The organism is Blautia sp. Sow4_E7, from assembly GCF_052116245.1.
Lineage (GTDB): Bacteria > Bacillota > Clostridia > Lachnospirales > Lachnospiraceae > Blautia_A.
Genome location: NZ_JBQKLL010000001.1, coordinates 216,552 through 240,746, shown reverse-complemented (window position 1 = coordinate 240,746; position 24,195 = coordinate 216,552). Strand labels below are relative to the sequence as shown.

The window sequence follows — 24,195 nt, the reverse complement described above, 5'->3', positions numbered from 1 at the left end:
GATATAATTTTATTATATAGTTTGACGATTCATGTTTTTATACAGGTTTTAGGGCTGGAGGAACGTGCTCATGGAAACAAATTATGCAAAAAGTGCATACCGAACCTTCCTATTCTGGGGTGTATGCTTCTCTCTTGGAGTGACCGTATCTACCCTTGTGGATGCAACCCTGGTAGGAAATTTTATAGGCAGTACCGGCCTGGCTGTGGCGAACATTGCCACACCGGTATTTCTGCTTTATTTACTTATGGGAATCACCTTAGGCGGTGGTGCAGGCGTCTTAATTGGGAAAAAACTTGGTGAAGCAGATCTGAAAGGTGCAAATCGGGTTTTCGGCTCCGTATTAAGTGCAGGACTGATAACAGGTGTGCTTTTCGCAGCAGTATCTCTCGTATTTCGCAGCGCATTATGCAGTCTGCTTGGTGCCACACCGGAGCTTTTGCCACAGGCTTTGCAGTATCTGACCGTGGTGTTTGCCTTTGCCCCGATCTATGTGTTATATAATATTCTCTCTATTGCAGTGCGGACAGACGGCGCGCCAAAGCTGGCTGCCATTTCTTCAGCTGGCGTTATTGTCACCAATTTAAGCCTGGATCTGCTGTTTATGAAAGTGCTGAACTGGGGACTTGTTGGGGCTTCTGCGTCTTTATGTATTGCGGAAACAGTAGGAACTCTGGTGCTGCTTACTCATTTTTGGAACAAGCAGGCGCTTTTAAGCTTCCATTTTCATATTCCAACCTGGAAGGAGATCAAAGAATATGTGGAAAATGGATTTGGCGTAGGCTCTGCTTTTATTTTTCAGGCGGTGGTTATGCTGGTGTTTAATACCATGTTGTTAAAGGGCGCTTCAGAAGACGGTACTTTTTCTGTAGCCGTATTTGGCGTTATCTATACCATGAGCACCATTCCAAGCGCCGTGTTTGACGGAGCCGGAGCAGCCGCTTCCACGGTTATCTCCATTTTAGGCGGGGAAAAGGACTGGAAAGGAATGCTGGCTGTGTACCATGACGGATTGCGGATCGTTGCAGCCGCAGGGCTTATCATTGCCTTGCTTTTTGTGTCTGGAGCAAAGCAGATACTGGTTTTCTTTGGATTAAATGATGGCCCGGCATTGGAAACAGCAGCCGCAGCCTTCCGTATTTATGCAGTCAGTGTGGCTCTGGCAGGAATCAATGTGGTAACTACTTCCTTCTGGCAGACGATCGGAAAGACCAGATATGCTTCCGTTTTATCCCTTTTGCGCAACTTTATCCTTATGCTGGCAGCGGGATTCCTGCTGATCAGCAGAATGGGAATCGTGGGGCTGGCTTTGGTATATGTAATCAGTGAGGGCATATGCCTGCTGCTGGTTTTGTCAATCCAGATATTGGGAAAAATAAAAGACTACATAGAAGAAAAATACAGCTTTACCAACCGTGTTTTCGAAGAATATTACCCCATCGAAGAAGGCAGTATGGAAAAAATGTCCGCAAATCTGAACCAGTTATGCGACGAATGGGAGCTTGATTTTAAACAGTCCTTCTTTATCCATCTGATCGTGGAAGAACTGCTTTTGAACATTATGAAATTCGGCATCGGCGAAACAGATAAGAAATATTATGTATCCGTAAAAGTAATGGACAACAACGGCGAATGCATCCTGCGGATCCGCGACAATGTCAATTCCTACAACCCCTTTGACCTCCGCGGCGACGAAGTTGACCGGGCTGTAATGGAGATGATCAAGAAAAAGGCGAAGTATTATGAATATCAGAGGAAGCTGGTGTTTAATTATCTTTATGTGACAATATAACTTGTTTTGCATATCGCAGCATGTTAAACTGAGCTTAAACAAATTACCAGATGGAGGTGACCACTCATGAGCCAGACTGTGTCCTTGGGAGCACAGGATTTTGCGTACATTAGAGAAAATAACTGCTTTTTCGTGGATAAAACTGATTTTATCAGGGAGTGGTGGGAGAATAAGGACTCCGTTACCTTGATCACACGTCCGCGGCGGTTTGGAAAGACGCTGAATTTGAGTATGATGGAATGCTTTTTTTCGGTAGCATATGAGAAAAGAAGCGATTTATTCCAGGGCTTATCTATCTGGAAGAGGGAAGAATACCGTAAACTGCAGGGCACCTATCCTGTAATCTACATGAGCTTTGCCAATATTAAAGGAAGCACATTTTCAGCAGTTAAAGAAGGCATTATACAGAGCCTGGTAAGATTGTATGGAAAATATTCCCATATTCGGAATGAAGGTTTTATGTCACCTCAAGATCTGGAATTTTTTGATTCTGTGACATTGGAAATGTCGGATACTACGGCTGCTTTGGTTATCAGTTCTCTGTCTGATTATTTAAGCCGTTATTATGGGAAAAAGGTACTGATTTTTCTGGATGAATATGATACACCTCTCCAGGAGGCCTATGTAAATGGGTTCTGGAAAGAACTGGTGGACTTCATGAGGGGATTGTTCAATGCTACATTTAAGAGCAATCCATTTCTGGAGAGAGGGCTGCTTACGGGAATTACCAGAGTTAGTAAAGAATCAATCTTTTCTGACTTAAATAATCTTACAGTGGTAACAACAACGTCTGAAAAGTACAGCACGCAGTTTGGCTTTACCCAGACTGAAGTTTTCCAGGCACTTGAAACGTATGGTTTGGAAGAACAGAAAGAAAAAGTAAAATACTGGTACGACGGATTCTCTTTTGGAAATCAGTGTGATATCTACAATCCCTGGTCCATTACCTGCTTCCTTGAAGAGAAAAAATTCAAGCCCTACTGGGTAAATACCAGCTCTAATGAACTGATCACGTCCCTGATTCAAAAGGGAAATGCTGAAACTAAAATGATTATGGAAGAACTTCTGGAGGGAAGGGAGCTTGTAACAGAAATCGATGAAGAAATCATCTTTGAACAGCTTGGCAAGAAGAAAAATGCCATTTGGAGTTTATTCCTTGCAAGCGGTTATCTGAAAGTAATGCAGGTACACGTTGATGAAAAGACAGATCGCTTTATCTATCATTTAAACATTACAAACCGGGAAGTCCGGATGATGTTTGAGAATATGATAAGAGACTGGTTTTCAGATGAAGATGTGCCTTATAATGAATTTGTCCGCGCACTGCTGAGTGGTAATGTAAAAGAAATGAACCATTACATGAATGATATTTCCATGGCAACCTTCAGCTTTTTTGATGTGGGAAGCTCCACGAGCCCTCAAAATTCAAAGTCTGACAGACCGGAGCGCTTTTACCATGGATTTGTGCTGGGATTGATTGTTGAATTAATGGGAAGATACCGGATATCTTCTAACAGGGAAAGCGGTTACGGACGCTATGATGTTATGTTGGAACCCGCAAGAGATGATGATCTGGCGTTTATTCTGGAATTTAAGGTACGGGAAGAGGGAGAGGACTCCTTAGAAGAAACTGTGGCAGCTGCGAAGAAGCAGATTCAGGACAAGGCGTATGCAAAGGAACTGGAGGCAAGAGGAATTAACGCAGAGCGGATTCGGTGCTATGGTTTTGCTTTTCATGGGAAAAAGGTCTTGATAGGATAAAAAGTAATCAATTTTAAGAGAAAATTTTGTTTGACTTTTTGAAATTCAGACAATATAATGACATTGAACGAGTAGCAGAGAGCGTAAATCCAGTTTCCTGCTGCTCGTTTTTTTATTTCATATTGGCCATTAAAAAGTGTGTAGCTTGTCAGCGTAAGTCCAACTTATGTGACAGGGTACACTTTTTTTATGCGGAAAAGAGAGGAGTAATAACAAAATGGCAGAGAGTAACAAAATGAAGGACATGCCAGTGAATAAGCTGATGATCCAGATGGGAATCCCCATGATCTTATCTATGGCATTACAGGCGGTCTACAATATTGTGGACAGTGCATTCGTAGGAAATATGAGAGTTGGAAGTGAGGCGGCGTTGAATGCGCTGACGCTGGTATTTCCTATCCAGATGCTTATGGTAGCGCTTGGAGTCGGAACCGGAGTGGGAACCAATGCGCTTCTGGCAAGAACACTGGGACAGGGGAACAGCAAAAAGGCAGCAAAAGTAGCAGGGAACAGTCTGTTGCTTGGTGTTGTTATTTACGCAGTATGTCTATTGTTCGGTATCTTCGGGGTAAAAGCATATATTTCATCCCAGACAGTAGATGCAGAAGTGCTGGAGATGGGCGTATCCTATCTGAGAATATGCTGTGTGATTTCCTTTGGAATCGTTTTCTTTTCTTTATTTGAAAAGTTATTGCAGGCAACAGGACGTTCCCTGTATTCCACAATCGGACAGATCGCCGGTGCAGTTATTAACATTATTCTCGACCCGATTATGATCTATGGTCTGGGACCGGTCCCGGAAATGGGCGTAAAAGGTGCGGCATACGCCACTGTCATTGGTCAGGTGGCATCCGCAGTGTTATTGTTTATTTTCCATATGAAGCTGAACAGAGAATTTGAGCACGGCGCAAAATACATGAAGCCAGATGGCAGAATCATAAAAGAAATCTACGCAATTGGACTTCCGGCCATCATTGCCCAGGCGTTGATGTCCATTATGGTTTATATGATGAACCTGATCCTGAAATTTAATCCATCTGCCCAGACTGCTTATGGATTATTCTATAAAGTCCAGCAGTTCGTCCTGTTCCTCGCCTTTGGCCTCCGAGATGCGATCACGCCGATCGTTGCATTTGCCTATGGAATGCGCAGCAAAAAGCGAATCCAGGATGGAATCAAATACGGCATCACCTATACCATCGCATTAATGATCCTCGGCATCGCAATCACCGAGATTTTCCCGGGCGCATTTGCCACCCTGTTCAATGCCGGATCTTCCAGAGAATTCTTTATCAGTGCCATGCGGATCATTTCCATCAGCTTCCTGTTTGCAGGAATCAATGTGGCATACCAGGGAATTTATCAGGCATTAAATAGCGGGTTGGAATCACTGGTGATTTCCCTTTTAAGACAGCTTGTGATTATCTTACCACTGGCAGGAATTTTTTCCATCCCTGTTAGAAACGGTCAGATGGGAGTCTTTCTAATCTGGTGGGCCTTCCCGATTACCGAAGCAGTTGCATGCCTGGTGGGACATATATTCTTGAAAAGAATCAGAAAAAATAAGGTAAATACATTGTAATAATGCCTAAATAAAGAGAACATATTTTTGTTGAAAATCACTTTTGAAAAAGGGAAAAATTAGTTTTATAATAAAAATAACAGCGGACAGCGTAGCGTTGCAGGAAAGCAGCCTAGATGCTGTCCGCTTTTATGAAAGGAATGCGGGGAGAAGGCATACATGCAGAAATATGAAGTTGGAGATTTTGTCAGCAAACCGGTTACTGGCATATGTGAAATAGAGGACATTTTATATCCCAGTCCTCAGGACGAAAAGAACGATAAATTGTACTATTTAATGAAACCCATAGAAGATGAAAAGGAAAAAATCTATGTTCCTGTTTCCAGTCAGGTCTCAAGACTTAGGTTATGCCTGACAAAAGACGAAGCCTGGGATTTAATAGAGCGGATTCCCGAAATTCCCACAGCCTGGACAGACAACGAGAAAATGCGAGAGCAGAAATACAAAGAAGCGGTAAAAGCAAATGATCCCGAAGCTTTAGTTGCCATTATAAAAATGATCTACCAGCGGAAACAGAAAAGGCTGTCCCAGGGAAAAAAGTGCACCGCAACAGACGCCAGATATTTTCAGGTTGCAGAGAATCTGCTATATATGGAACTGGGAGCTGCACTCGGCAAACCGAAACAGGAAGTTTGTGAAACGATAGTTGACTATATAAACAAAAGCAGGCAGAAAGATTAAAAAGAAATGTGTTTAATAAGGCATAAAATGATGGCGTGAATCAAATTAGAAGAGGTTCACGCCCTTTTTGAACTTCGAATTATAAAATATAATGGACTCGTTTGGAATCAAAGCGTTCCTGTTGTGGATGTACAGATTCAGGATAGCCACAGGGGATGATGGCAAATGCAGTTAAATTATCCGGGATTTGCAGCACACCTCGGACGGCTTCCATTCGTTCCTCCAACGGAGCGATTCCAAGCCATACAGCGCCAAGACCAAGTGAATCAGCCTCTAGCAGAAGGTTTTCAACAGATGCGCTCAGGTCAATCTGAGCGTATTCAGGCATTTTACATGTCTTTCTGTAACAAGCTACGAATGCCAGAGGAGCGGACGCTGTGCATCCTGCATATGGACTTGTTTTCGCTAACTTTTCCAGGATGGAAGAATCGGTGACAACATAATATTCCCATGGCTGTTGATTCCCAGCGGATGGGGCAGCCATAGCTGCCCGAAGCATCTGGTCTATTTTCTCTGGTTCAACCTGTTTGTCTAAATAATTTCTGATACTTGTTCTGTGAAAGATTTGGTTCATTTTTTTACCTCCAATTTAAATGATGAAATTGTTTTTAATAATTTATGTGACATGCAATAACTGTAAATGCAGGCGATGGTCTCTGCAATCCAGAATGCATACCAGCCCTGTGAAATGCCAAAGGTTTTTATAAAAATCCAGAGACATGGCACCAGTAAAACCAGCTGGCGGATGGCGGCGCTGACCATGTTGATCACGCCGTTTCCAAGTCCGGAAGCGAAATATCCGCACAGTATTGTGATGGAAGCCAGAACAAAGGAAACAGAGATGATTCTAAGTGCAGGAACTCCCAGTGTGAGCATTTCCTGGCTGGCGGAAAATAATTGCAGTAGTTTTCCAGGAAAACACCAGAAGATAACGGTTCCCAACAGGGCAATGACAGCTCCTGTAGGAAGCAAAACCTTCCATGTCTGCTGTACGCGCTGGATTTTTTCCGCTCCATAATTATATCCAACAATGGGAATTGCAGCCTGTCCCAGACCATTGATGGGCATCATCAGGAAATTTTGCAGTTTATAATAAATGCCAAAGAAAGCAACTGCGGTTGTAGAAACGTGAAGCAGAATGCTGTTTACTGCAAAAGTCATAACGCTTCCAATTGCCTGCATAATGATAGTGGGAAGTCCCACGCGGTAAATATCTGCTACATCCTGCCAGCTGAAATGATAATTTTTCAGACGCACATGGATTACCGGATTTTTGAACCGATTGAACAGCAGGGCTGCAACGGCCCCTACCATCTGGCCAATAACAGTTGCAATTGCCGCACCCCGGATTCCCATTGCAGGGCATCCAAGCAGACCGAAGATCATAATAGGATCAAGGATAATATTCAAAATCGCTCCTATGATCAGGGAAATCATAGATAAAACGGTGTCTCCCACAGCCTGTAATAATCGCTGTCCATAAGTCTGCAGAAAAATTCCCCAGCAGTAAACAAGATTGATAGAGAGATATTGCTGGCAAAGCTCTCTCAGTTCTGGATCTGATGTCATTTTGGCAGCAATGCTATCTGAGAAAAAAATACCTGCCAGGGAAAAGACAAGGGCTGTAATAAGCATGAGAAAAAGTCCGGTAGTAGCAGCCTGACATGCCTCTTCTGACTTATGCTGCCCAATTTTTCTGGAAAGCAGGGCATTCAGCCCGACAGCAGTTCCTACACCTACTGCAATCATCAAAAACTGAACCGAGTATACCAGTGACGCAGCAGTCAGTGCAGTTTCAGATAGTTTAGCGACAAAAATACTGTCAACAATATTATAAAGTGATTGTACAAGCAAGGACAGCATTAACGGAACTGCCATTGTGTACAGCAAAGGACGGATTGGCATTTCTGCCAGTTTGTTTTGGGTGTTCATAAGACCTCCTTAGGGTAGTGTAAAAGAATCCTGTCCGGCAGTTTGCAGCAATAAGAACTTCCCATTGCAAAAAAAATAAGCGTGAAACCCGTGAGGACAAGCAAATCCTCATGATTTCACGCTTCTATAAGCCGGCTTTTGTTACTTTTATTATTTTTACAGGGATATTATAAACGAAGAAGAACAGGAAATGCAAGAAAAATTTAGTGGAAATCATGCGAATGTATGATTTCTGTGCATCGCGAAGCATGTTGCTGTGAACGGAGTGAACAGTAACTTTATTTTCGCTAATAAATTTCCTAGTAACTTCAAGTCCCTGCTGCATTTTATTATAATGGAGCAAGAGGTGAAGCTATTATGGAAAACAAAAATACGGATTCCAATATACTTGAAACAATGCCAATTGGTCCATTGTTCATAAAAATGGCAGTTCCAGCGGTTTTATCCCAGTTGATCAATATTTTATACAATTTGGTAGATAAAATGTTTATTGGTCATATGGAAAATGTGGGGGCAGAGGCACTTGCAGGGCTTGGTGTAACAACACCTGTGATCTTTTTTTATCTGCATTTGCCGCACTTGTGAGTATGGGCGGTGCACCAAAGGCTGCCATTGCGCTTGGGAAAAACAATAAGAAACTGGCAGAGCGCATTATGGGAACCTCTCCGGCCCTCATGCAGATAACGGAAAATATGGTGGCAATCAGCTTTAACACAGTGCTTCAGCGTTATGGAGGAGACATGGCGGTTGCCTCAATGAGCATATTAAATTCCGTGATGCAGTTTGTCATGCTTTTATTGCCCGGACTGGTGCAGGGAGCGCAGCCCGTTTTAAGCTATAATCTTGGAGCAGGTCTTACCGCCCGCGTCAGGAGAACCTTTCAATATCTTCTGTTTTCCTGTATTGCAGGAAGCTGTATGATATGGGGCGCATGCATGCTTTTTCCAGAGAGCGTGATTGGAATATTCACAAACGATACAGCGCTTAGAGAATACTCTGTAACACCCCTTCGGACCTATCTTTGTCTGCTTTGCATTTACGGGATCCAGGTTGCATGCCAGTATAGTTTCGTAGTTCTTGACCAGGCAAAAACTGCTATATTTTTAACCATATGGAGAAAAATTATTCTGCTCATTCCGCTGATATTTCTTTTACCTCATATTGTCCCGGTTCCCACCATCGGAGCATTTCTGGCAGAGCCGATTGCAGATTTCGCGGCAGTCTGTACCACGGGAACTTTGTTTTACAGGTATTATCGGAAGAAACTGGTGGATAAAACTTAAAGGTGTTTGAAAAAGTATTTCTATAAATCGGAATCCGATGTTATGTGAAAGACTGGAGATATTATTAAGACGAAAAAACAGGAAGAGCTTTTGGGCGAAAGTATCTTCCTGTTTTTTGCTGGTTATTGATTATTTTTATATGAGATTCCCCATTCTTCCATAGACTTAATGATCGGACGCAAGGACTCTCCAAGTTCACTAAGTGAGTATTCAACTCTTGGCGGAACTTCTGCATACACAGTTCTTTTGATAATACCATCATTTTCCATAGAACGCAGACTGTCGGTTAAGACTTTCTGGCTGATTCCTTCCAGGTCTTTTTTCAATTCGTTAAAACGCCAGGGACGGGCAAGCAGATTTCTCATAATTAACAGTTTCCATTTACTTCCGATCAAAGAAACTGTTGTGGCCACCGGACAGGCTGGCATTTCGTCTTTTGTTACCATACATAAAACCTCCCATCAGTTTCATTTCAAATGTTATATTCAATTATAATGTAACATCCGAATCAGGGCAATAGGTTACTTTTTTGTAACCTAGGTGTACCCCCCAAGGTTATATTTTTTCGGAAAATAACTGCAAAAAACTGGATTCCATGAGCTGGGAACAAATGCAGGACACCTTTTATAATTGTCTGGACTTTTGTGAAGTTTATCATAGAATCCCGTATTTCTATATTACAGGCGGTGACCCGATCCTGCACCCGGATTTCTGGAAACTGCTGGAACTGATGAAAGAGCATCATATCTCTTTTACTATTCTGGGAAATCCATTTCATTTAACAGATGAAGTTTGTCAGCGCTTGAAAGAGTATGGCTGTGAAAAACATCAGCTTTCCATTGACGGTTTACGGGAAACCCATGACTGGTTCCGCAAACCGGGAATCATTGATGCAGTCGTAAAGGCAGGAGTAAATGTATACGCATTTGCACGTTACTGTCCCACCAGTGAAGAAAAGGATACGAATATTGAGCCGCTTCGCTACAGGCAGTTATTGGCTGAGTGCGACCAGAAATTCAAAGAGTATGAAGCTGCTGGATGCAAAACATATTTCAATAAAAAAGATCATTTGTGGACGCTTTATGAATACGAAACAGGAGCATTTCATATTCCGCAAAATGCAGAAGCGGGAATGATTTATGGTGGATGCAACTGCGGAAACTGTCACCTGACCATCCTTCCAAACGGTGATATTTATGCCTGCCGGCGTGTCTAGAACAGCAAAGATGCAAATGTTTTTACGGACAGACTTGCCGATGTGTAGATCAGCCAGATGGAGCAATACAGGGATTATACAAAATTTGAAAAATGTTCAAAATGCGAACTGTTGGCATTCTGCCGGGGCTGTCCTGCGGTAGCAAGCGGCAAAGATGGAAACTTTTATGCAGCAGATCCACAGTGTTGGAAGGAGGTTGTCTGATTATGACTGAAAATGAAGTAATGAAAACAATTATGTATCGTCGTGCAATCCGTCGTTTTGAGGGAAAACAGATTGCAGAGGATGAGCTGGAACAGATTTTGCAGGCTGGCGTGTACGCGCCAAGTGCAGGTGGGCGGCAGGGCGTCATATTTGCAGTCTGCCAGGATAAAGAGGTAAACGAAAAGCTAGGCAAAATCAAACGGGCTAATTCTAATTTTCGTATGTCAACTGCCACAAGCTATGTGTCAAAAGAACAGCCAAGCATTGTGGATGATCCTAAGCTTATCAATGCTTTTTACGACGCCCCAATTGTTATCACAATGTTTGCACCAAGAAACTTCCTTTTTTCTGTAGAGGACTGTGCGGTTGCAGCTGAGAATATGATGCTTATGGCAACTTCACTTGGGGTGGGTTCCTGCTATATTGGTCAGGGCTGGACTGCTTTTGCAGACCCATTTGGACAGGAAATATTGAAGAAATGGGATATTCCGAACGGATATTATGCGGTTATGCAATTACTCCTAGGCTATCCAAGAAAAGAGGATAAACACCCGATGGCGAAACCAAGAAAAGAAAAACGTATTCTGCGATTTTAGACAGGGAGGAAAGGCTGGCAAATGTTAAACTATGAAAATGAATAGTGACTTATAATTTTGCTAATATCTTCCAAAACAGAAGCGGATTCGTTAACATAAGAGCATCAAATCATTCAATACAGAAAAAATTTGGAGGTATATGTTATGTTAAACGAATCAGTTATCAAATTATTAAAAAATGGTATGTGGGATCTTGCAACCTGTGCAGATGGAGAGCCAAATGTAGTTCCGGTTGCATTTAAGGATGTTACAGAGGATGGCAAGCTGGTTGTGGGAGATGTTTTCTTTGAGACAACATTAAACAACATCAAAGCCAATAAAGGAAAAATCGCAATCTCTGTATATGATGCACAGATCCTTGAAGGTTACCAGATCAAGGGAACCGCTGAATATGTAACAGAAGGAGCTGTTGTTGACACCTTTAAGGCTATGGTGGAGAAAATGTTCAATGGTGCGGCTACCGCAAAAGGAGCACTTGTTATTACACCTTCCCAGGTAATTGTTACCACACCTGGCGCAGATAATAAAAAAGAAATTTAACTTAAATCACTGTTAAGTGGTTACTGGTTACGGAGTAAACCATAAATATTTGACTATACATCACACTAATAAATTTCATAGTAACTTCAAAAAAGATCACCTTCAGGCTATAATGATATAAAATAACGCTTGAAGGTGATTTTTTATGGCAAGATACAAGAAAAAATTAGAAGACGATATACGCTGTCCCCTTGAATACGGCCTTGCAATATTTGGCGGCAAATGGAAATCCCGCATTATATGCGTGCTGTCAGCCAATGGGCGGCTGCGCTACAACGAAATCCGGAAGGAAATGTATAACATAACAGACGCGGTTCTGGCCGCAACCTTAAAAGACTTGATCGAAGACGGAATCATTGACCGGAAATCTTACGACGAAATTCCCCCGAAAGTGGAATACTCCCTGACTCAAAAGGGAAAATCCGTTGTCCCCATTTTGCAGAGCATTTGTCAGTGGTCCGATGTTTTCTATAAGGAAGACAGCGAAAACGAAATGGTCCAGTGCCAGAAATGTGACCATCATAGATAGTCTGTTCGAGCAGCAGCTATTTATCCCGCTTTTCTTCCCGATATTCCCCAGGAGTCACCTGGTAGTGCTTTTTGAAGGCTTTGCAAAAATAATCTATATTGTGAAAACCTGTTTCGGCTGAAATGGTGCTGACTTTTTTCTCTGTATGGGAAAGCAGAAGGGCAGCCTGTTTCAGCCGATAGTTTATGAGATAATTGACCGGCGTGATGTGCAGGTAATTACGAAAAAGATTTAAAGCAGAGCTTTTGCTGAGCATAGCCTGTGAAGCGATTTCATCCAGGGAAAGGTTTTTCCTGTAATTTTCGTGAATAAACTGCATCATCAGCTGGAGTTAAAACATGTTTTGTTGTATTATATAGTATAACAAAAAATCTTCTTCAAAGAGAAAAAGGAGAGCCAATCATGCCGACTTACCAGAAAACCAAACGAGCCTGTTATCTGGGCTGTATCACCCAGGCCATAGCAGCCAATTTTGCGCCGCTGCTGTTCCTGAAATTTCACACAGATTATAATATTTCCCTTGGAAATATTGCACTGATCTCTACCTGCTTTTTCTTTACCCAGCTGCTGATCGACCTGTTTTGTGCCCGGTTTGTGGACAAGATCGGATATCGTGTGTGCATTGTGGCCTCTGAGATCAGTTCTGCTTTAGGACTGGTGGGGCTGGCATTTCTTCCAGACCTTTTGCCAGATCCTTTTGTGGGAATTATCATCAGTGTTATTGTATATGCCGTTGGAAGCGGACTGATCGAAGTGCTTTGCAGTCCTATTGTAGAAGCCTGTCCTTTTGAGAACAAAGAGGCGACTATGAGCCTTCTTCATTCCTTCTACTGCTGGGGCTCTGTAGGAACCATTGCAGTTTCCACCCTGTTTTTCGCAGTTTTCGGAATGGACAGCTGGAAATGGCTGGCTATTCTGTGGGCAATCGTTCCCGCCATTAATGTTTACAATTTTGCTACCTGTCCTATTGAGCATCTGGTAGACGAAGGGGAAGGGATGAAGATCGGGGAGCTGTTTCGCAAGCCGGTATTCTGGATCGCGGTGTGCCTGATGGTGTGTTCCGGCGCGTCAGAGCTGTCTATGTCCCAGTGGGCATCTGCCTATGCGGAGGCGGCGCTTGGACTGTCCAAGACCATCGGAGACCTGGCAGGTCCCTGTATGTTTGCCATCATGATGGGAATCAGCCGTGTGATCTTTGGAAAATACGGAGATAAAATGGATCTGACGAAATTTATGGCAGGATCTGGAATTTTGTGCGTATTCTGCTATGTTCTTGCTTCCCTGTCCTCCAATCCGGCAGCAGGACTGATCGGCTGTATTGTCTGCGGATTTTCCGTTGGAATCATGTGGCCAGGTACCATCAGTATCTCTTCTAAGAAATTCCCCGCAGGCGGAACCGCCATGTTCGCCCTTCTTGCCATGGCCGGAGACCTTGGAGGCAGCATAGGCCCTGGAATCGTGGGCCGTGTGACCCAGAACGCTGGAGACAATATCCGCGTGGGCATGGGCGTTGGCCTGATTTTCCCGGTGGTGCTGCTGGTGATGGTTTTTCTTCTGGGAAAAGTGAAGGTTGAGAAAAAATAACAACAGATATTGATGAAAACTTGAAGTTTTATAGTTTGGTCCGGTATTTCCCCGGTGAAATCCCATACCGTTCATGGAAAAGTTCGCAGAAATAACTGGTATTTGAAAATCCACAGGCATATGCGATCTCTGTAATGGACATGGCGGTATTTCGAAGCAGAAAAATCGACTTTTCCAAGCGGTAGTGGCTCAGATACAGCATTGGTGAGGTGGACAAATACTTTTGGAAAAGAGAGGTGCATTTGGTCTTACAGCAATTCCCGGCGGATGAGAGATCTTTCAGCAGAATTTTATTGGAATAATGTTTCTGCACATATCCCATCATGGCTGTGAGAGCCAGAATGTCCTCGGTGTTTTTATTCTGCTGTGGGAAGGTGTCCATATTTTCAGAAAGCAGCTGCAGAATATGGGAAAATTTTTCCAGAACCGTAAAAGGCTGTATTTGATCCAGATTACTTTCATAAAGACCTTCAAGATCACGAAGGATCAAGTTCTGCCATCGGATCGCCGGGCTTAATTTCTCATAAGGAAAGTGGGTATTCTGTATCAGTGGATTCAGACAGTTTTCCACAAGATACGCATTTACGGAAAGAAGCTGTGGAGATAACAGAATGCAGAGAAAAAAACACTCTGTATGGGCATCAGAATAACCATAATGAAAGTAGCGGCTGTTTACGAAAATTCCCTCTCCTTCCTGAAGCAAAAGCTTCTGTCCATTCACATCATAAGACATTTGCCCCTCCAGGATCAGTATAAATTCAAGATCGTCATGCCAGTGGCTGACTGCACGAAAATCAGGATAGTTGGATAACTGTCCTTTTTTTATGTATGCTGGAAAGTCAGGATTATTATAGGCAACATTTTCGGATGCGTCTGAGTTTAGAATTATGTTGGGACATACTTCCATGAATAACGGCTCCTTTTCGAACGATTGTTATATAATTATGGCTGATTTTGATATAAAAATCAATGAGAAAAGTATATTTTTATATTGCATATGGAAAGGAGGAAAAATGGAAGAAAAATTCCCTTGCTTCCCAGATCACCTTTGTATTTAATCTGATCCTGACGGCGCTTACGATCGGGGAAAATATCTCAGACTGATCGGTTTGTCTTATGTATTTTCCGGTGCTTTGCAGGTGCTGCAGGGCGTATTAAAAAATTGCGGCTATGTGGGAAAATGTACGATGGTCAGCGTAGTGGTTGCCTGCCTGAACATTGGATTAAATGCAATGTTTATTTACGGGTATCTGGGATTTCCCAGATTGGAAATTGCAGGTGCGGCGCTGGCTACTGTCCTTGCAAATGGAATCGGGCTGGTTATTACGGTATGTATGCTTCACAGAAAAAAGAATCTTTGGATCTCACTGGCAGATATAAAATGTAAAGCAGCCAATTCTATCGCCAATATAACAAAGAATCTGCTGGTATGTGTCTGCACTGGTTTTGGCTATGGAGGAAGTATTATTGTTGGAAACCTGCTTGGAGAAGAAAACCCATGTTTGAATATGGAAAAGAGGTTACAATTGGAGATAATGTGTGGCTGGGCGGAAATACAGTAGTCTGCCCGGGTGTGCACATCGGAAATAATGTAGTAATCGGAGCTGGAAGCGTAGTGACAAAAGATATCCCGGACTGGTCCGTCGCAGCCGGAAATCCCTGCCGCGTGATCCGCAAAATCACGGAAGATGACAGAAGAAAAGAGTTTCATAATAAAGAAATTGATGAGGAAGCGTGGAATATCATATGCGGACAGGAGGAAAAATAATATGGACTCAAAAAACAGGGCAGCAAGCGTGTCAAATGAAGTATTAAATGTTATCAAAGAGCGTAGAAGTATTCGGACTTACAAGGCAGATGCAATACCAGAAGAGATTCTGAATGCAGTTCTGGAAGCCGGAACATTTGCGCCGACAGGTGGCGGAAAGCAGTCACCGATCATTATTGCAATCACATCACCGCAATATAGAAAAGAGATTGCGGAACTAAATGCCGAAGTTATGGGATCAGAAAATGATCCATATTATGGTGCTCCAGTTGTTGTGCTGGTTTTGGCTGATGGAAATGCAAATACATTTATAGAAGATGGCAGTTGTGTGCTGGAAAATATGATGCTGGCAGCGGCCTCACTTGGTCTTGGTTCAGTATGGGTACACAGAGAACGGGAAATCTTTGACAATGTCAAAGGCAAGATGCTTCTTAAGGAATGGGGATTATCGGAGTCTTTAAGAGGAGTTGGAGCTATTGCACTGGGATATCCGGACTTATTGGATTTGAAAGCAGCAAAAAGAAAAGAGAATTATATTATTCACATATAAGTTTTATAAGATGTGGAGATAGATTTATGGTTAAGGATAAACATATTTCAACATTGAAAATGATAAGTACAATAGTTCAAAGTTCAATGATATTTATTTTAATTGTAATTGTATCAATGATGATGCTGCGTATCAGCCAGCTTCAGGGCACAGCAAGAGTGATAAATTATGCAGGACTTGTAAGGGGAGCAACTCAAAGAGTGGTAAAGCTTGAAATGGCAGATCAACCCAATAATGATCTTATAGATCGTCTGAATAATATTTTAAGTGGGCTCAAATATGAAAAAGGGCGTTATCATCTTGTAAGTCTTGATGATAAGGATTATCAGAGTGATTTGGATGTTCAGATGGAATATTGGGAACAATTAAAAAAAGAAATAAAGAGAGTCAGGAGCAGCGGTTACGAAAATACGGATATCATTGATATGAGTGAGGTATATTTTGGCTTAGCCGATAATACAGTTTCAGCGGCAGAGAGATATTCCGAAAAAATTGCACGAAATATAAGAATATTGGAGATGGTTTCCGCTGTTGATATGACATTTCTTATTTTGATCATCTTACAGAGAACTATGTTTTCTATAAGAGTAACAAGAATGAACAAACAACTGGAAAAGACAGCTTATTTAGATCTACATACGGGACTTCCTAATAAAAGCAGTTGTGAAAAATTTTCCATAATGATCAGTTTATATTGAATTTTTCAAATCTTTTAAGAAATACCATTCCAGCGCAAGATTTTGTTGGAAGATATGGTGGCGATGAATTTATGGCTGTTATATATAATGCTTCAAATGAAAAGATTAATAGGATAAATATAAAACTTGACGAAGAGGTAAAGAGATTTAATAAATTGAATCACAGCGGCGACCAGTTGGATATAAATTATGCGCATGGGTGCGCTTTTTCTGCGGATTATAATCAGTGTACATTTATGACTTTGTTTAATAGAGCTGATAAGAATATGTATAAAGATAAAATGCGTAGTAAGAATTTAAATGAAAACAATGCTTGAATGGAGTTAAGAAATCTACATTGCATTATAGGCAGAGAAATCTACTATTTTGTACGCAATAGGAAAGAAGCACATAATATGAGAAAAACCTTGCAGGGGATAAAAGAGACCATAACAATGAGTAAAACAGAATGGACGAAAAAAATAATCATCATCGTAATTGGATCAATCATAGCAGCATATGGCATTACCCTTGCATTGTATGCAGGATTTGGAGGTGCAACCCTTGCTGTTTTATGGCAGGGGATTTCCAGAACATTTCATATAAGTATAGGTCTGGTGTCTATGATCGTAGCCATCGTTATGATCGTATTTGTATTTTTCTATGACAGATCACAGATACATATCGGTACGATTCTTTATCAGATTGTGTATAGCCTCTGTGTTGACTTGTTTGCAAATGCACATGTGTACAGTTCATATTTGTGGGTGAATGTGCTGATTATGTTGTTGGGAATCGTGCTTTTTGCAGTGGGAACGGGATTTTATGCAGCTGCTTCTCTAGGACGTGGTTCCTATGAGGCATTAACCTTTTCCCTTGCAGAAAAAAACGGCTGGCAGGTAAAAGTGGTGCGAATGATACTGGATATTGTGATGGTGGCTGCAGGAATTTTTTTAGGGGGAAAGTTTGGAGCGTGTACAATTGTAACGATTATTGTTTCGGGACCTATTATTCAGGCTACAGCGGCAAAAACAAAGAAAGTGTTTAAAATGTAAATAAGAGGTCAGAGGCATTATTTAAAGTGAATTCGAGTAAACTGAAAATGAATGTATTCGGACTATGTATGCGCTGTAAAATGGAGGAAATATGCCAGATCAGAAACTGGATAATCTTTTGAATCTTGCAATGGATGCTACAGAGGAGGAACGGGAGAAATCGCGGAATCTGAATGTGGGGTATGATGAGCAGACACGGATGTGGGAAATTATTGTGAAATATAGTGAGGTTGGGAGTGCTGGTGCAGAGACTGCTGGAGAGATAAGGTCTGGTGGAGCGGATAATATCGGAAATGCGAGGAATGGTGAACAGGGAAGAAAAACTGACGGTGCGTTAGAAGGCGAATTGGGTGATTCGGCTAAGGCGCTACTTGGCGGGCCCGGCATTTCTGTGGTTTCTCTCTTGGGTGGCTACGCCATCGTGACACTCCCCGAGAACATACTGGATGAGTATTCTCGGCGCCCCCAGATAGAATTTATAGAAAAGCCTACCCGTCTTTACTTTGAAGATTTGTTTTCCAAGGAGGCAAGCTGTATTACCCAGGTACAGCGTGACGAGCCAGGGAATCTGCAGCTGAGTGGGCGTGGCGTGCTGATCGGAATTGTGGATTCCGGCGTGGATTACCGCCATCCTGCATTTCTCACAGCAGATGGAAAATCAAGGATCCTGCGTTTGTGGGATCAGAGTATTCAAGGGAATCCGCCAGATGGCTATGCAACAGGAACTGAATATACCAATGAGGAAATTAATGAGGCGTTGTCCCTCCCAGTGCAGGAAGGACGGCGCCTTGTTCCGTCTGAGGATGTAAGCGGACACGGAACCGCAGTGCTGGGGGTGGCAGCAGGCAGCGATTTTTCCCCTGGTGCTGTAAACAGGGGAGTGGCATATGAAAGTGACCTTCTGGTTGTGAAAATGGGAATTTCAAGGCAGGACTCCTTTCCAAGAACTACAGAACTGATGCAAGGCGTAGACTATCTGGTTCGGCAGGCCCTGCGGCTAGGAAGACCAATCGCGATTAATTTAAGCTTCGGAAATAATTACGGTTCACACAGAGGCGATTCTCTGGTGGAAACTTATCTGGACAGCGTGTCCAGCATGGGGAAAAATGTGATCTGTGTGGGGATGGGAAACAATGGAAGTGATGCACTGCACTACGGTGGAAAACTTTCCACTGGAGAGACGCAGGAAATTGAGCTGGGTGTTGGTGCCTTTGAGCCGACCTTGAATGTGCAGCTTTGGAAAGATTACGAAGATGAAATGGAAATCTATCTGGAAAGTCCAGCTGGAGAGCGCGTAGGTCCTTTAGACGAAACACTGGGCGCCCAGCGCTGGCAGGCAGGAAATACGGAACTTCTGATTTACTATGGAAAACCAGCACCATATCATGTGACGCAGGAGATTTATGTGGATTTTCTGGTGCGGGATGGGGAGGTGGAAACGCAGGAAAATAAAAGCAGGAATAATTATTCCAACAATTTGTATGTCGCACTTTGCGGTAAATTTTGTTCAAATTCAGTTGTTGGATCCCGTGGTGACGCCCTCATCCGAGCAAAATCTCCCACAAATTGTGACTCATATTTTGCAGAAAGTATTTTTGAGGTATGCGAAAGAGAGAAAGAGAGAAAAGAAAATAAGGACAGGAAGTATTTGAGAACGCAGGAATATGGTTACGTAGACAGCGGTGTCTGGAAAATAATTCTAGTTGCAAGAAACATAAAAAGTGGAGAATATTTCCTATGGCTTCCAGGAGGAAAAACGCTAAATCCGGGCACAGCCTTCTATCTTCCTCGTCCCCAGGGAACTCTCACGATCCCAGCCACCGCCAGGCGCGTAATCAGCGTCGGCGCCTACGACGCCCGCCAAAACACCTACGCCGATTTCTCCGGCCGCGGCAGCCGCGCCCTCCCCTATCAGAAACCCGATCTTGTCGCTCCCGGCGTAAACATTATAGCGCCCCGTTCCGGCGAAGGCTACGCCGCCTTCACCGGCACCTCCTTTTCCACCCCCTTCGTCACCGGCGCCGCCGCCCTCCTAATGGAATGGGGAATCACCCGCCAAAACGATCCCTACCTCTACGGCGAAAAACTAAAAGCCTATCTCCGCCGCGGCGCAAAGCCCCTGCCTGGAATAGAAAATTTGCCCAATGACTTGACTGGATGGGGGGCGTTGTGTGTGGAAAGTAGTCTGCCGGATTAGAATATTGTATTTATAGGAAAAGCATGTTATGATATATACACAATGTGTAAACGCAGAGGCGGAAGAAATATGGAAATAAAAGATAAAATGAAAGAATTACGGGAAAGTACAGGAATGAATAGAAAAGAATTCTGTGAGTATTTCGGAATTCCTTACAGAACCGTAACGGAATGGGAAAGAGGAACAAGAAAAATGCCAGATTATGTTTTTAGACTATTGGCATACAGGATAAAAATGGGAAATTTTGCAGGAAAGGAAGAAGTGGATGAAGAATAGAATAATTAATGTACAAGATGTACCAATTTCAATTTCACAACAAGAACTGGATGATTATATTTGTATTACGGATATTGCAAAAGTAAAATCGGATTCTTCCAGAGCGGCAGATGTAGTACGAAATTGGTTGAGAAATCGTGGTACATTAGAATATTTATCAGTATGGGAGCAAATATATAATCCCCAATTTAAAGTGTTCGAATCTGAACACTTTAAAAAACAGGCCGGATTGTTGACTTTTACACCAAGTGTTTCGGAATGGATTAATAAAACGGATGCTATAGGATTATATGTAAAGCGTGGAAAGTATGGTGGCACATATGCACATAAAGATATTGCTTTTGAATTTGCATCGGCAATTAGTCCGGTTTTTAAACTATATTTAATAAAAGAATTCCAGCGATTGAAGGAAGAAGAAATTAATTTAGAGCAAAGTGAGTGGAATGCGAAGCGCTTTTTGACTAAAAACAATTATTTGATTCAGACGGACGCAGTAAAAAATTATTTAATTCCGCAGATGAATTATAGGGAGAACCTACAATGGCTGGCATATGCAGAAGAAGCAGATATATTAAATGTGGCATTGTTTGGATTTACAGCAAAAGCGTGGAGAGAAGCTAATCCTGAGTTAGCAAAAAAGAACAATGTCAGAGATTTTGCAACTATCAATGAATTGACAGTGCTTTCCAATCTGGAATCTCATAATGCGCAGATGATTAAAGAAGGAAAGAAAAAAGAAGAACGGTTTAAAATTCTACAGGAAATTGCCGAATATCAGCTGAATGTTCTGAATACTGCAGAGCAGATTAAAATGCTAGAGGAGGAGAATCAGTTGGAGAAAATATAATTTTAGTTTCGCTAAGTTTCACTTATAAAAGAATTGTCCGCATATTTGACCAAGAATTATGGAAAGGGATTTTTTTATTTAAGATACCGTTCAGACGGTGTCTGAACAGTTGAACTTAAAAATAATGGCAATGAATGTGACAATGATAATCAGCGTGGTCTAAAGTGGTCGATTTCGACTACTTTACTTAATAATCAAGGAAACTTCTTGCGTAGTATTCCGCTCTTGCGATATCACGAGAAACTGGCTATTCTATTTACCTGACACTATTTTTCTAAATATAACGAATTAATCTGGAAACTGTAATTCGAAAAATATATAATAGAAACAAAGCATTTTTTCTACATAATATGATGTGTCAAACCATAGCAAAGGAGGAAAACATCATGATCAACTTAGGAATCATCGGTGCTGGAAGAATCGGCAGAGTGCATGTGGAGAGCATTTGCACTCAGGTGCCGGGAGCAAAGGTGAAAACCCTGGCGGATCCGGAAATAGATGGGGTTCTCATCTGTTCTTCCACAGATACCCATGCCTCCATTTCAATCGAAGCCATTGAAGCTGGCAAGCATGTATTCTGCGAGAAACCGGTGGATCACGATATTGGGAAAATCAAGCAGGTAATGTCTGCCCTGGAAAAGCATCCGGTGAAATATCAGGTGGGATTTAACCGACATTTTGATCACAATTTCCAGGCGGTACAAGAGGCTGTGGCAGCGGGCGAAATCGGTCAGCCGCATATTATTCGGATCACCTCCAGAGACCCGGAGCCGCCAAGCATCGACTATGTAAAAGTATCCGGAGGTATGTTCCTGGACATGACCATCCATGACTTTGACATGGCACGCTTCCTGGCTGGCTGCAATGCAGAAGAAATTTACGTGCAGGCAGCTGTTCTGGTAGATCCGGCTATTGGAGAAGCAGGAGATGTGGACACCGCAGTGATCACCATGAAGATGGAAAATGGCAGCCTTGTTGCCATAGATAACTCCCGGAAGGCGGTTTATGGCTATGATCAAAGGGTTGAAGTTTTCGGGGCTGATGGAATGGTGAGCGTATCTAACGATACCACCTCTTCTGCAGTGATCAGCAATGCAAATGGAGTAACCGGAGAAAAACCACTGTACTTTTTCCTGGAGCGTTACATGCAGGCTTACGCAAAGGAGATTCGCAGCTTTGTAAACGCCATTCAGGAGGATACAGAAACACCCCTTGGAATTGTGGACGGGCTGGAAGCTGTGCGTATGGGACTTGCCGCGAAAAAATCCCTGGAAGAACACCGGCCGGTGAAAATCTCAGAAATTTAGCGCAGCTTCTTGCTATGTTAATAAATTGTCAGATAAATTATCTTGACAATCCGGCATATATGAGGTTATACTACACATAATTTAATATGCACACACAAAAACGAGCGATGTTGTTCAAACATGGCTCTTTTTTGTCTTTAAGGGGATAACAAGACAAAAACTATGTCAAAACCAGCGAAATACAGAAATGGGTTGGGAGATAGAAGTGCTAATAATGCAATAAGAATGAAAACTGGAAAATCGCTGGACGCGTTTACACACAGTGTGTGCAAAAATTGTAGAGGGAGGATATGCTTATGGAGCAATTAAACGAGATCGTAACAAGGATTGATGATTTTGTATGGGGACCGGTTATGTTGATCCTGCTTGTGGGAACAGGAATATTTCTGACAGTCCGGACAAAGTTTCTTACCTGGAGAAATCTGGGCTATGCCTTGAAAAGTACGCTCAGCAAAGAAGCCCGTACAAAGAGCAGAGGCGAAGGCGATGTGTCTCCTTTTTCTGCGCTGACTACAGCTCTTGCAGCAACCATCGGTACCGGAAACATTGTTGGTGTTGCCACGGCCATGGTCTCCGGCGGACCTGGTGCTCTGGTGTGGATGTGGATCTCAGCTGCATTCGGCATTACTTCCAAATTCAGCGAGTGCATGCTGGCCATCAAATACCGTGAAGTAAATGCAAAAGGCGAGATGAGCGGCGGTCCTATGTATACCATGAAAAAAGGATTGAAAAATAAAACCTTAGGTGTGATTCTGGCATGGCTTTTCGCATTCTTTGCAGTGGTAGCTTCCTTCGGCATTGGAAACATGACCCAGGGAAACTCCATTGCAAGTGCACTTCACGCTACCTTCCATGTGCCAATGAAAATCTCTGGAATTATTATAACAATATTAACATTATTGATCATTGTTGGCGGAATTAAATCCATATCCAAGGTTTCTTCTGTGGTAGTTCCGGTTATGGCAATCTTTTATGTGATCTGTGGGCTTATTGTAATCTTTGGTAATATTTCCAATCTGCCCTCTGGACTGGCCATGATCTTCAAAATGGCATTTTCCGCAAAAGCAGTAGGCGGCGGTCTTTGCGGAACCATAACCGCATCTATGATGAGTGCCATGCGGTACGGTGTTGCCCGCGGTGTTTTCTCAAATGAAGCAGGAATGGGTTCCGCAGCAATCACAGCGGCAGCAGCCACCACGGACAATCCGGTTCGCCAGGGCTACATAAACATGACCGGAACTTTCTGGGACACCATAGTAGTATGTACGATCACTGGACTTGCAATCGCATCTTCCGGTGTGCTTGGAACTACAGACGCAGCAGGAAATATGCTTACAGGATCAGACGTAACCATCGCCGCATTCGAAACCGTTCTTGGCGGAGCTGGAGGCTGGCTGGTAACCATTGGAATCACACTGTTTGCATTTTCTACCATTCTCGGTTGGGAATATCATGGAGAAAAAGCTTTCGAGTATCTGCTTGGCAGCCATAAATATAATATGATCTACAGAATCGTATTTTCCCTGGTAGTCTACGTAGGATGTACCCAGACCCTTAGCCTGGTATGGAACTTCTCAGATATTGCCAATGCTCTGATGGCAATTCCAAACCTGATCTGTATGCTACTGCTTAGTGGGGAGATCGCGAAGGACATTGAGGCATTCCAGCCGGAAATTAGGAAAAAATAAGATTTATGAGTAGAAAATGATAAAAATGGCTGGATAATATAAGAAAATGATATAAAAAGATAATATTGTTATAAAAACCTCTCTGTGCATAAGATTTAGCCCAGAGAGGTTTTTATATTTACGCGAGTGA

At 42.6% G+C, this 24,195-nt stretch carries 27 protein-coding genes and 1 pseudogene; 23 read left to right on the top strand and 5 right to left on the bottom strand.

Annotated features, from left to right (window positions below; translation table 11 throughout):
• Window positions 1-70: 70 nt before the first annotated feature.
• The 4 genes from ACTQ50_RS01120 to ACTQ50_RS01105 all read left to right on the top strand — a co-directional run bounded on the left by ACTQ50_RS01120 (window position 71) and on the right by ACTQ50_RS01105 (window position 5,816).
• Entirely contained in the window at window positions 71-1,792 is a 1,722-nt protein-coding gene (locus ACTQ50_RS01120; protein ID WP_441482591.1) for an MATE family efflux transporter, read from the top strand.
• Between the two features lie 66 nt (window positions 1,793-1,858).
• Window positions 1,859-3,553 carry an AAA family ATPase gene (locus ACTQ50_RS01115; RefSeq protein WP_441482590.1) on the top strand — a complete coding sequence of 565 codons (1,695 nt, stop codon included), beginning with the start codon at window positions 1,859-1,861 and terminating at the stop codon, window positions 3,551-3,553.
• Between the two features lie 217 nt (window positions 3,554-3,770).
• Window positions 3,771-5,135, top strand: coding sequence for an MATE family efflux transporter (locus tag ACTQ50_RS01110; RefSeq protein WP_441482589.1), 1,365 nt, complete (start codon window positions 3,771-3,773; stop codon window positions 5,133-5,135).
• Window positions 5,136-5,294: 159 nt separating this feature from the next.
• Window positions 5,295-5,816: a CarD family transcriptional regulator gene (locus ACTQ50_RS01105; RefSeq protein WP_441482588.1), complete on the top strand. Its 522-nt coding sequence runs from the start codon at window positions 5,295-5,297 to the stop codon at window positions 5,814-5,816.
• Window positions 5,817-5,895: 79 nt separating this feature from the next.
• Here the strand turns inward: ACTQ50_RS01105 and ACTQ50_RS01100 are convergent, their stop codons facing one another.
• Together ACTQ50_RS01100 and ACTQ50_RS01095 are read right to left on the bottom strand one after the other, a co-directional pair.
• The gene (locus ACTQ50_RS01100; protein WP_441482587.1) at window positions 5,896-6,390 is read right to left on the bottom strand and encodes a nitroreductase family protein; all 495 of its coding nucleotides are present in this window, start codon (window positions 6,388-6,390) and stop codon (window positions 5,896-5,898) included.
• Window positions 6,387-7,748 carry an MATE family efflux transporter gene (locus tag ACTQ50_RS01095; RefSeq protein ID WP_441482586.1) on the bottom strand — a complete coding sequence of 454 codons (1,362 nt, stop codon included), beginning with the start codon at window positions 7,746-7,748 and terminating at the stop codon, window positions 6,387-6,389. The genes ACTQ50_RS01100 and ACTQ50_RS01095 overlap by 4 nt, the downstream gene beginning before the upstream one ends.
• A 357-nt stretch (window positions 7,749-8,105) precedes the next feature.
• On the opposite strand from ACTQ50_RS01095, the gene ACTQ50_RS01090 reads away from it, so the two are divergent.
• Both ACTQ50_RS01090 and ACTQ50_RS01085 read left to right on the top strand, forming a co-directional pair.
• Window positions 8,106-8,333, top strand: a complete 228-nt coding sequence (locus ACTQ50_RS01090; protein WP_441482585.1) for an MATE family efflux transporter — start codon at window positions 8,106-8,108, stop codon at window positions 8,331-8,333.
• 2 nt (window positions 8,334-8,335) lie between these two features.
• Entirely contained in the window at window positions 8,336-9,031 is a 696-nt protein-coding gene (locus ACTQ50_RS01085; protein WP_441482584.1) for an MATE family efflux transporter, read from the top strand.
• Between the two features lie 122 nt (window positions 9,032-9,153).
• On the opposite strand, the gene ACTQ50_RS01080 is transcribed toward ACTQ50_RS01085, so the two are convergent.
• A complete protein-coding gene (locus ACTQ50_RS01080; protein ID WP_441482583.1) occupies window positions 9,154-9,477 on the bottom strand; it encodes a winged helix-turn-helix transcriptional regulator in 324 nt (107 codons plus the stop codon).
• 164 nt (window positions 9,478-9,641) lie between these two features.
• Between ACTQ50_RS01080 and ACTQ50_RS01075 the strand changes: the two genes are divergently transcribed.
• From ACTQ50_RS01075 to ACTQ50_RS01060, 4 genes are all read left to right on the top strand, one after another.
• The gene (locus ACTQ50_RS01075) at window positions 9,642-10,247 is read left to right on the top strand and encodes a radical SAM protein (RefSeq protein WP_441482582.1); all 606 of its coding nucleotides are present in this window, start codon (window positions 9,642-9,644) and stop codon (window positions 10,245-10,247) included.
• Window positions 10,248-10,453: 206 nt separating this feature from the next.
• Window positions 10,454-11,047, top strand: coding sequence for a nitroreductase family protein (locus ACTQ50_RS01070; protein ID WP_441482581.1), 594 nt, complete (start codon window positions 10,454-10,456; stop codon window positions 11,045-11,047).
• A 144-nt stretch (window positions 11,048-11,191) separates the two neighbouring features.
• On the top strand, window positions 11,192-11,587 hold the full coding sequence (locus ACTQ50_RS01065; protein WP_441482580.1) for a pyridoxamine 5'-phosphate oxidase family protein: 396 nt from the start codon (window positions 11,192-11,194) through the stop codon (window positions 11,585-11,587).
• A 145-nt stretch (window positions 11,588-11,732) separates the two neighbouring features.
• Window positions 11,733-12,116, top strand: coding sequence for a winged helix-turn-helix transcriptional regulator (locus ACTQ50_RS01060; protein ID WP_441482579.1), 384 nt, complete (start codon window positions 11,733-11,735; stop codon window positions 12,114-12,116).
• Window positions 12,117-12,132: 16 nt separating this feature from the next.
• Here ACTQ50_RS01060 and ACTQ50_RS01055 read toward each other — a convergent pair whose 3' ends face one another.
• Complete coding sequence (locus ACTQ50_RS01055) at window positions 12,133-12,435, bottom strand: helix-turn-helix transcriptional regulator (RefSeq protein WP_441482677.1); 303 nt, start codon at window positions 12,433-12,435, stop codon at window positions 12,133-12,135.
• An 83-nt stretch (window positions 12,436-12,518) separates the two neighbouring features.
• On the opposite strand from ACTQ50_RS01055, the gene ACTQ50_RS01050 reads away from it, so the two are divergent.
• On the top strand, window positions 12,519-13,700 hold the full coding sequence (locus ACTQ50_RS01050; RefSeq protein WP_441482578.1) for an MFS transporter: 1,182 nt from the start codon (window positions 12,519-12,521) through the stop codon (window positions 13,698-13,700).
• A gap of 28 nt (window positions 13,701-13,728) precedes the next feature.
• On the opposite strand, the gene ACTQ50_RS01045 is transcribed toward ACTQ50_RS01050, so the two are convergent.
• Complete coding sequence (locus tag ACTQ50_RS01045) at window positions 13,729-14,607, bottom strand: AraC family transcriptional regulator (protein WP_441482577.1); 879 nt, start codon at window positions 14,605-14,607, stop codon at window positions 13,729-13,731.
• 62 nt (window positions 14,608-14,669) lie between these two features.
• On the opposite strand from ACTQ50_RS01045, the gene ACTQ50_RS01040 reads away from it, so the two are divergent.
• The 12 genes and pseudogenes from ACTQ50_RS01040 to ACTQ50_RS00985 all read left to right on the top strand — a co-directional run bounded on the left by ACTQ50_RS01040 (window position 14,670) and on the right by ACTQ50_RS00985 (window position 24,065).
• The gene (locus tag ACTQ50_RS01040; RefSeq protein WP_441482576.1) at window positions 14,670-14,804 is read left to right on the top strand and encodes a hypothetical protein; all 135 of its coding nucleotides are present in this window, start codon (window positions 14,670-14,672) and stop codon (window positions 14,802-14,804) included.
• A gap of 5 nt (window positions 14,805-14,809) precedes the next feature.
• Window positions 14,810-15,262 (top strand): hypothetical protein, encoded by a 453-nt coding sequence (locus ACTQ50_RS01035; RefSeq protein WP_441482680.1) that lies wholly within the window; start codon window positions 14,810-14,812, stop codon window positions 15,260-15,262.
• Window positions 15,190-15,468 (top strand): annotated as a pseudogene (locus ACTQ50_RS01030) (DapH/DapD/GlmU-related protein); the annotation flags it as partial. The gene ACTQ50_RS01035 and the pseudogene ACTQ50_RS01030, both read left to right, overlap by 73 nt.
• Before the next feature lies 1 nt (window position 15,469).
• Window positions 15,470-16,018 (top strand): nitroreductase, encoded by a 549-nt coding sequence (locus ACTQ50_RS01025; RefSeq protein WP_441482575.1) that lies wholly within the window; start codon window positions 15,470-15,472, stop codon window positions 16,016-16,018.
• A 26-nt stretch (window positions 16,019-16,044) separates the two neighbouring features.
• Window positions 16,045-16,716, top strand: a complete 672-nt coding sequence (locus tag ACTQ50_RS01020; RefSeq protein WP_441482574.1) for a hypothetical protein — start codon at window positions 16,045-16,047, stop codon at window positions 16,714-16,716.
• Window positions 16,713-17,033 carry a GGDEF domain-containing protein gene (locus ACTQ50_RS01015; RefSeq protein ID WP_441482573.1) on the top strand — a complete coding sequence of 107 codons (321 nt, stop codon included), beginning with the start codon at window positions 16,713-16,715 and terminating at the stop codon, window positions 17,031-17,033. Before ACTQ50_RS01020 ends, ACTQ50_RS01015 begins: the two co-directional genes overlap by 4 nt.
• 117 nt (window positions 17,034-17,150) lie before the next feature.
• Window positions 17,151-17,750, top strand: coding sequence for a YczE/YyaS/YitT family protein (locus ACTQ50_RS01010; RefSeq protein WP_441482572.1), 600 nt, complete (start codon window positions 17,151-17,153; stop codon window positions 17,748-17,750).
• A 91-nt stretch (window positions 17,751-17,841) separates the two neighbouring features.
• On the top strand, window positions 17,842-19,947 hold the full coding sequence (locus tag ACTQ50_RS01005; protein WP_441482571.1) for a S8 family serine peptidase: 2,106 nt from the start codon (window positions 17,842-17,844) through the stop codon (window positions 19,945-19,947).
• A 69-nt stretch (window positions 19,948-20,016) separates the two neighbouring features.
• Window positions 20,017-20,223 (top strand): helix-turn-helix domain-containing protein, encoded by a 207-nt coding sequence (locus tag ACTQ50_RS01000; RefSeq protein WP_441482570.1) that lies wholly within the window; start codon window positions 20,017-20,019, stop codon window positions 20,221-20,223.
• Complete coding sequence (locus ACTQ50_RS00995; RefSeq protein ID WP_441482569.1) at window positions 20,213-21,070, top strand: KilA-N domain-containing protein; 858 nt, start codon at window positions 20,213-20,215, stop codon at window positions 21,068-21,070. The genes ACTQ50_RS01000 and ACTQ50_RS00995 overlap by 11 nt, the downstream gene beginning before the upstream one ends.
• 386 nt (window positions 21,071-21,456) lie before the next feature.
• Complete coding sequence (gene iolG, locus ACTQ50_RS00990) at window positions 21,457-22,377, top strand: inositol 2-dehydrogenase (RefSeq protein ID WP_441482568.1); 921 nt, start codon at window positions 21,457-21,459, stop codon at window positions 22,375-22,377.
• Window positions 22,378-22,673: 296 nt separating this feature from the next.
• Window positions 22,674-24,065: an alanine/glycine:cation symporter family protein gene (locus ACTQ50_RS00985; RefSeq protein WP_441482567.1), complete on the top strand. Its 1,392-nt coding sequence runs from the start codon at window positions 22,674-22,676 to the stop codon at window positions 24,063-24,065.
• Window positions 24,066-24,195: the final 130 nt, after the last annotated feature.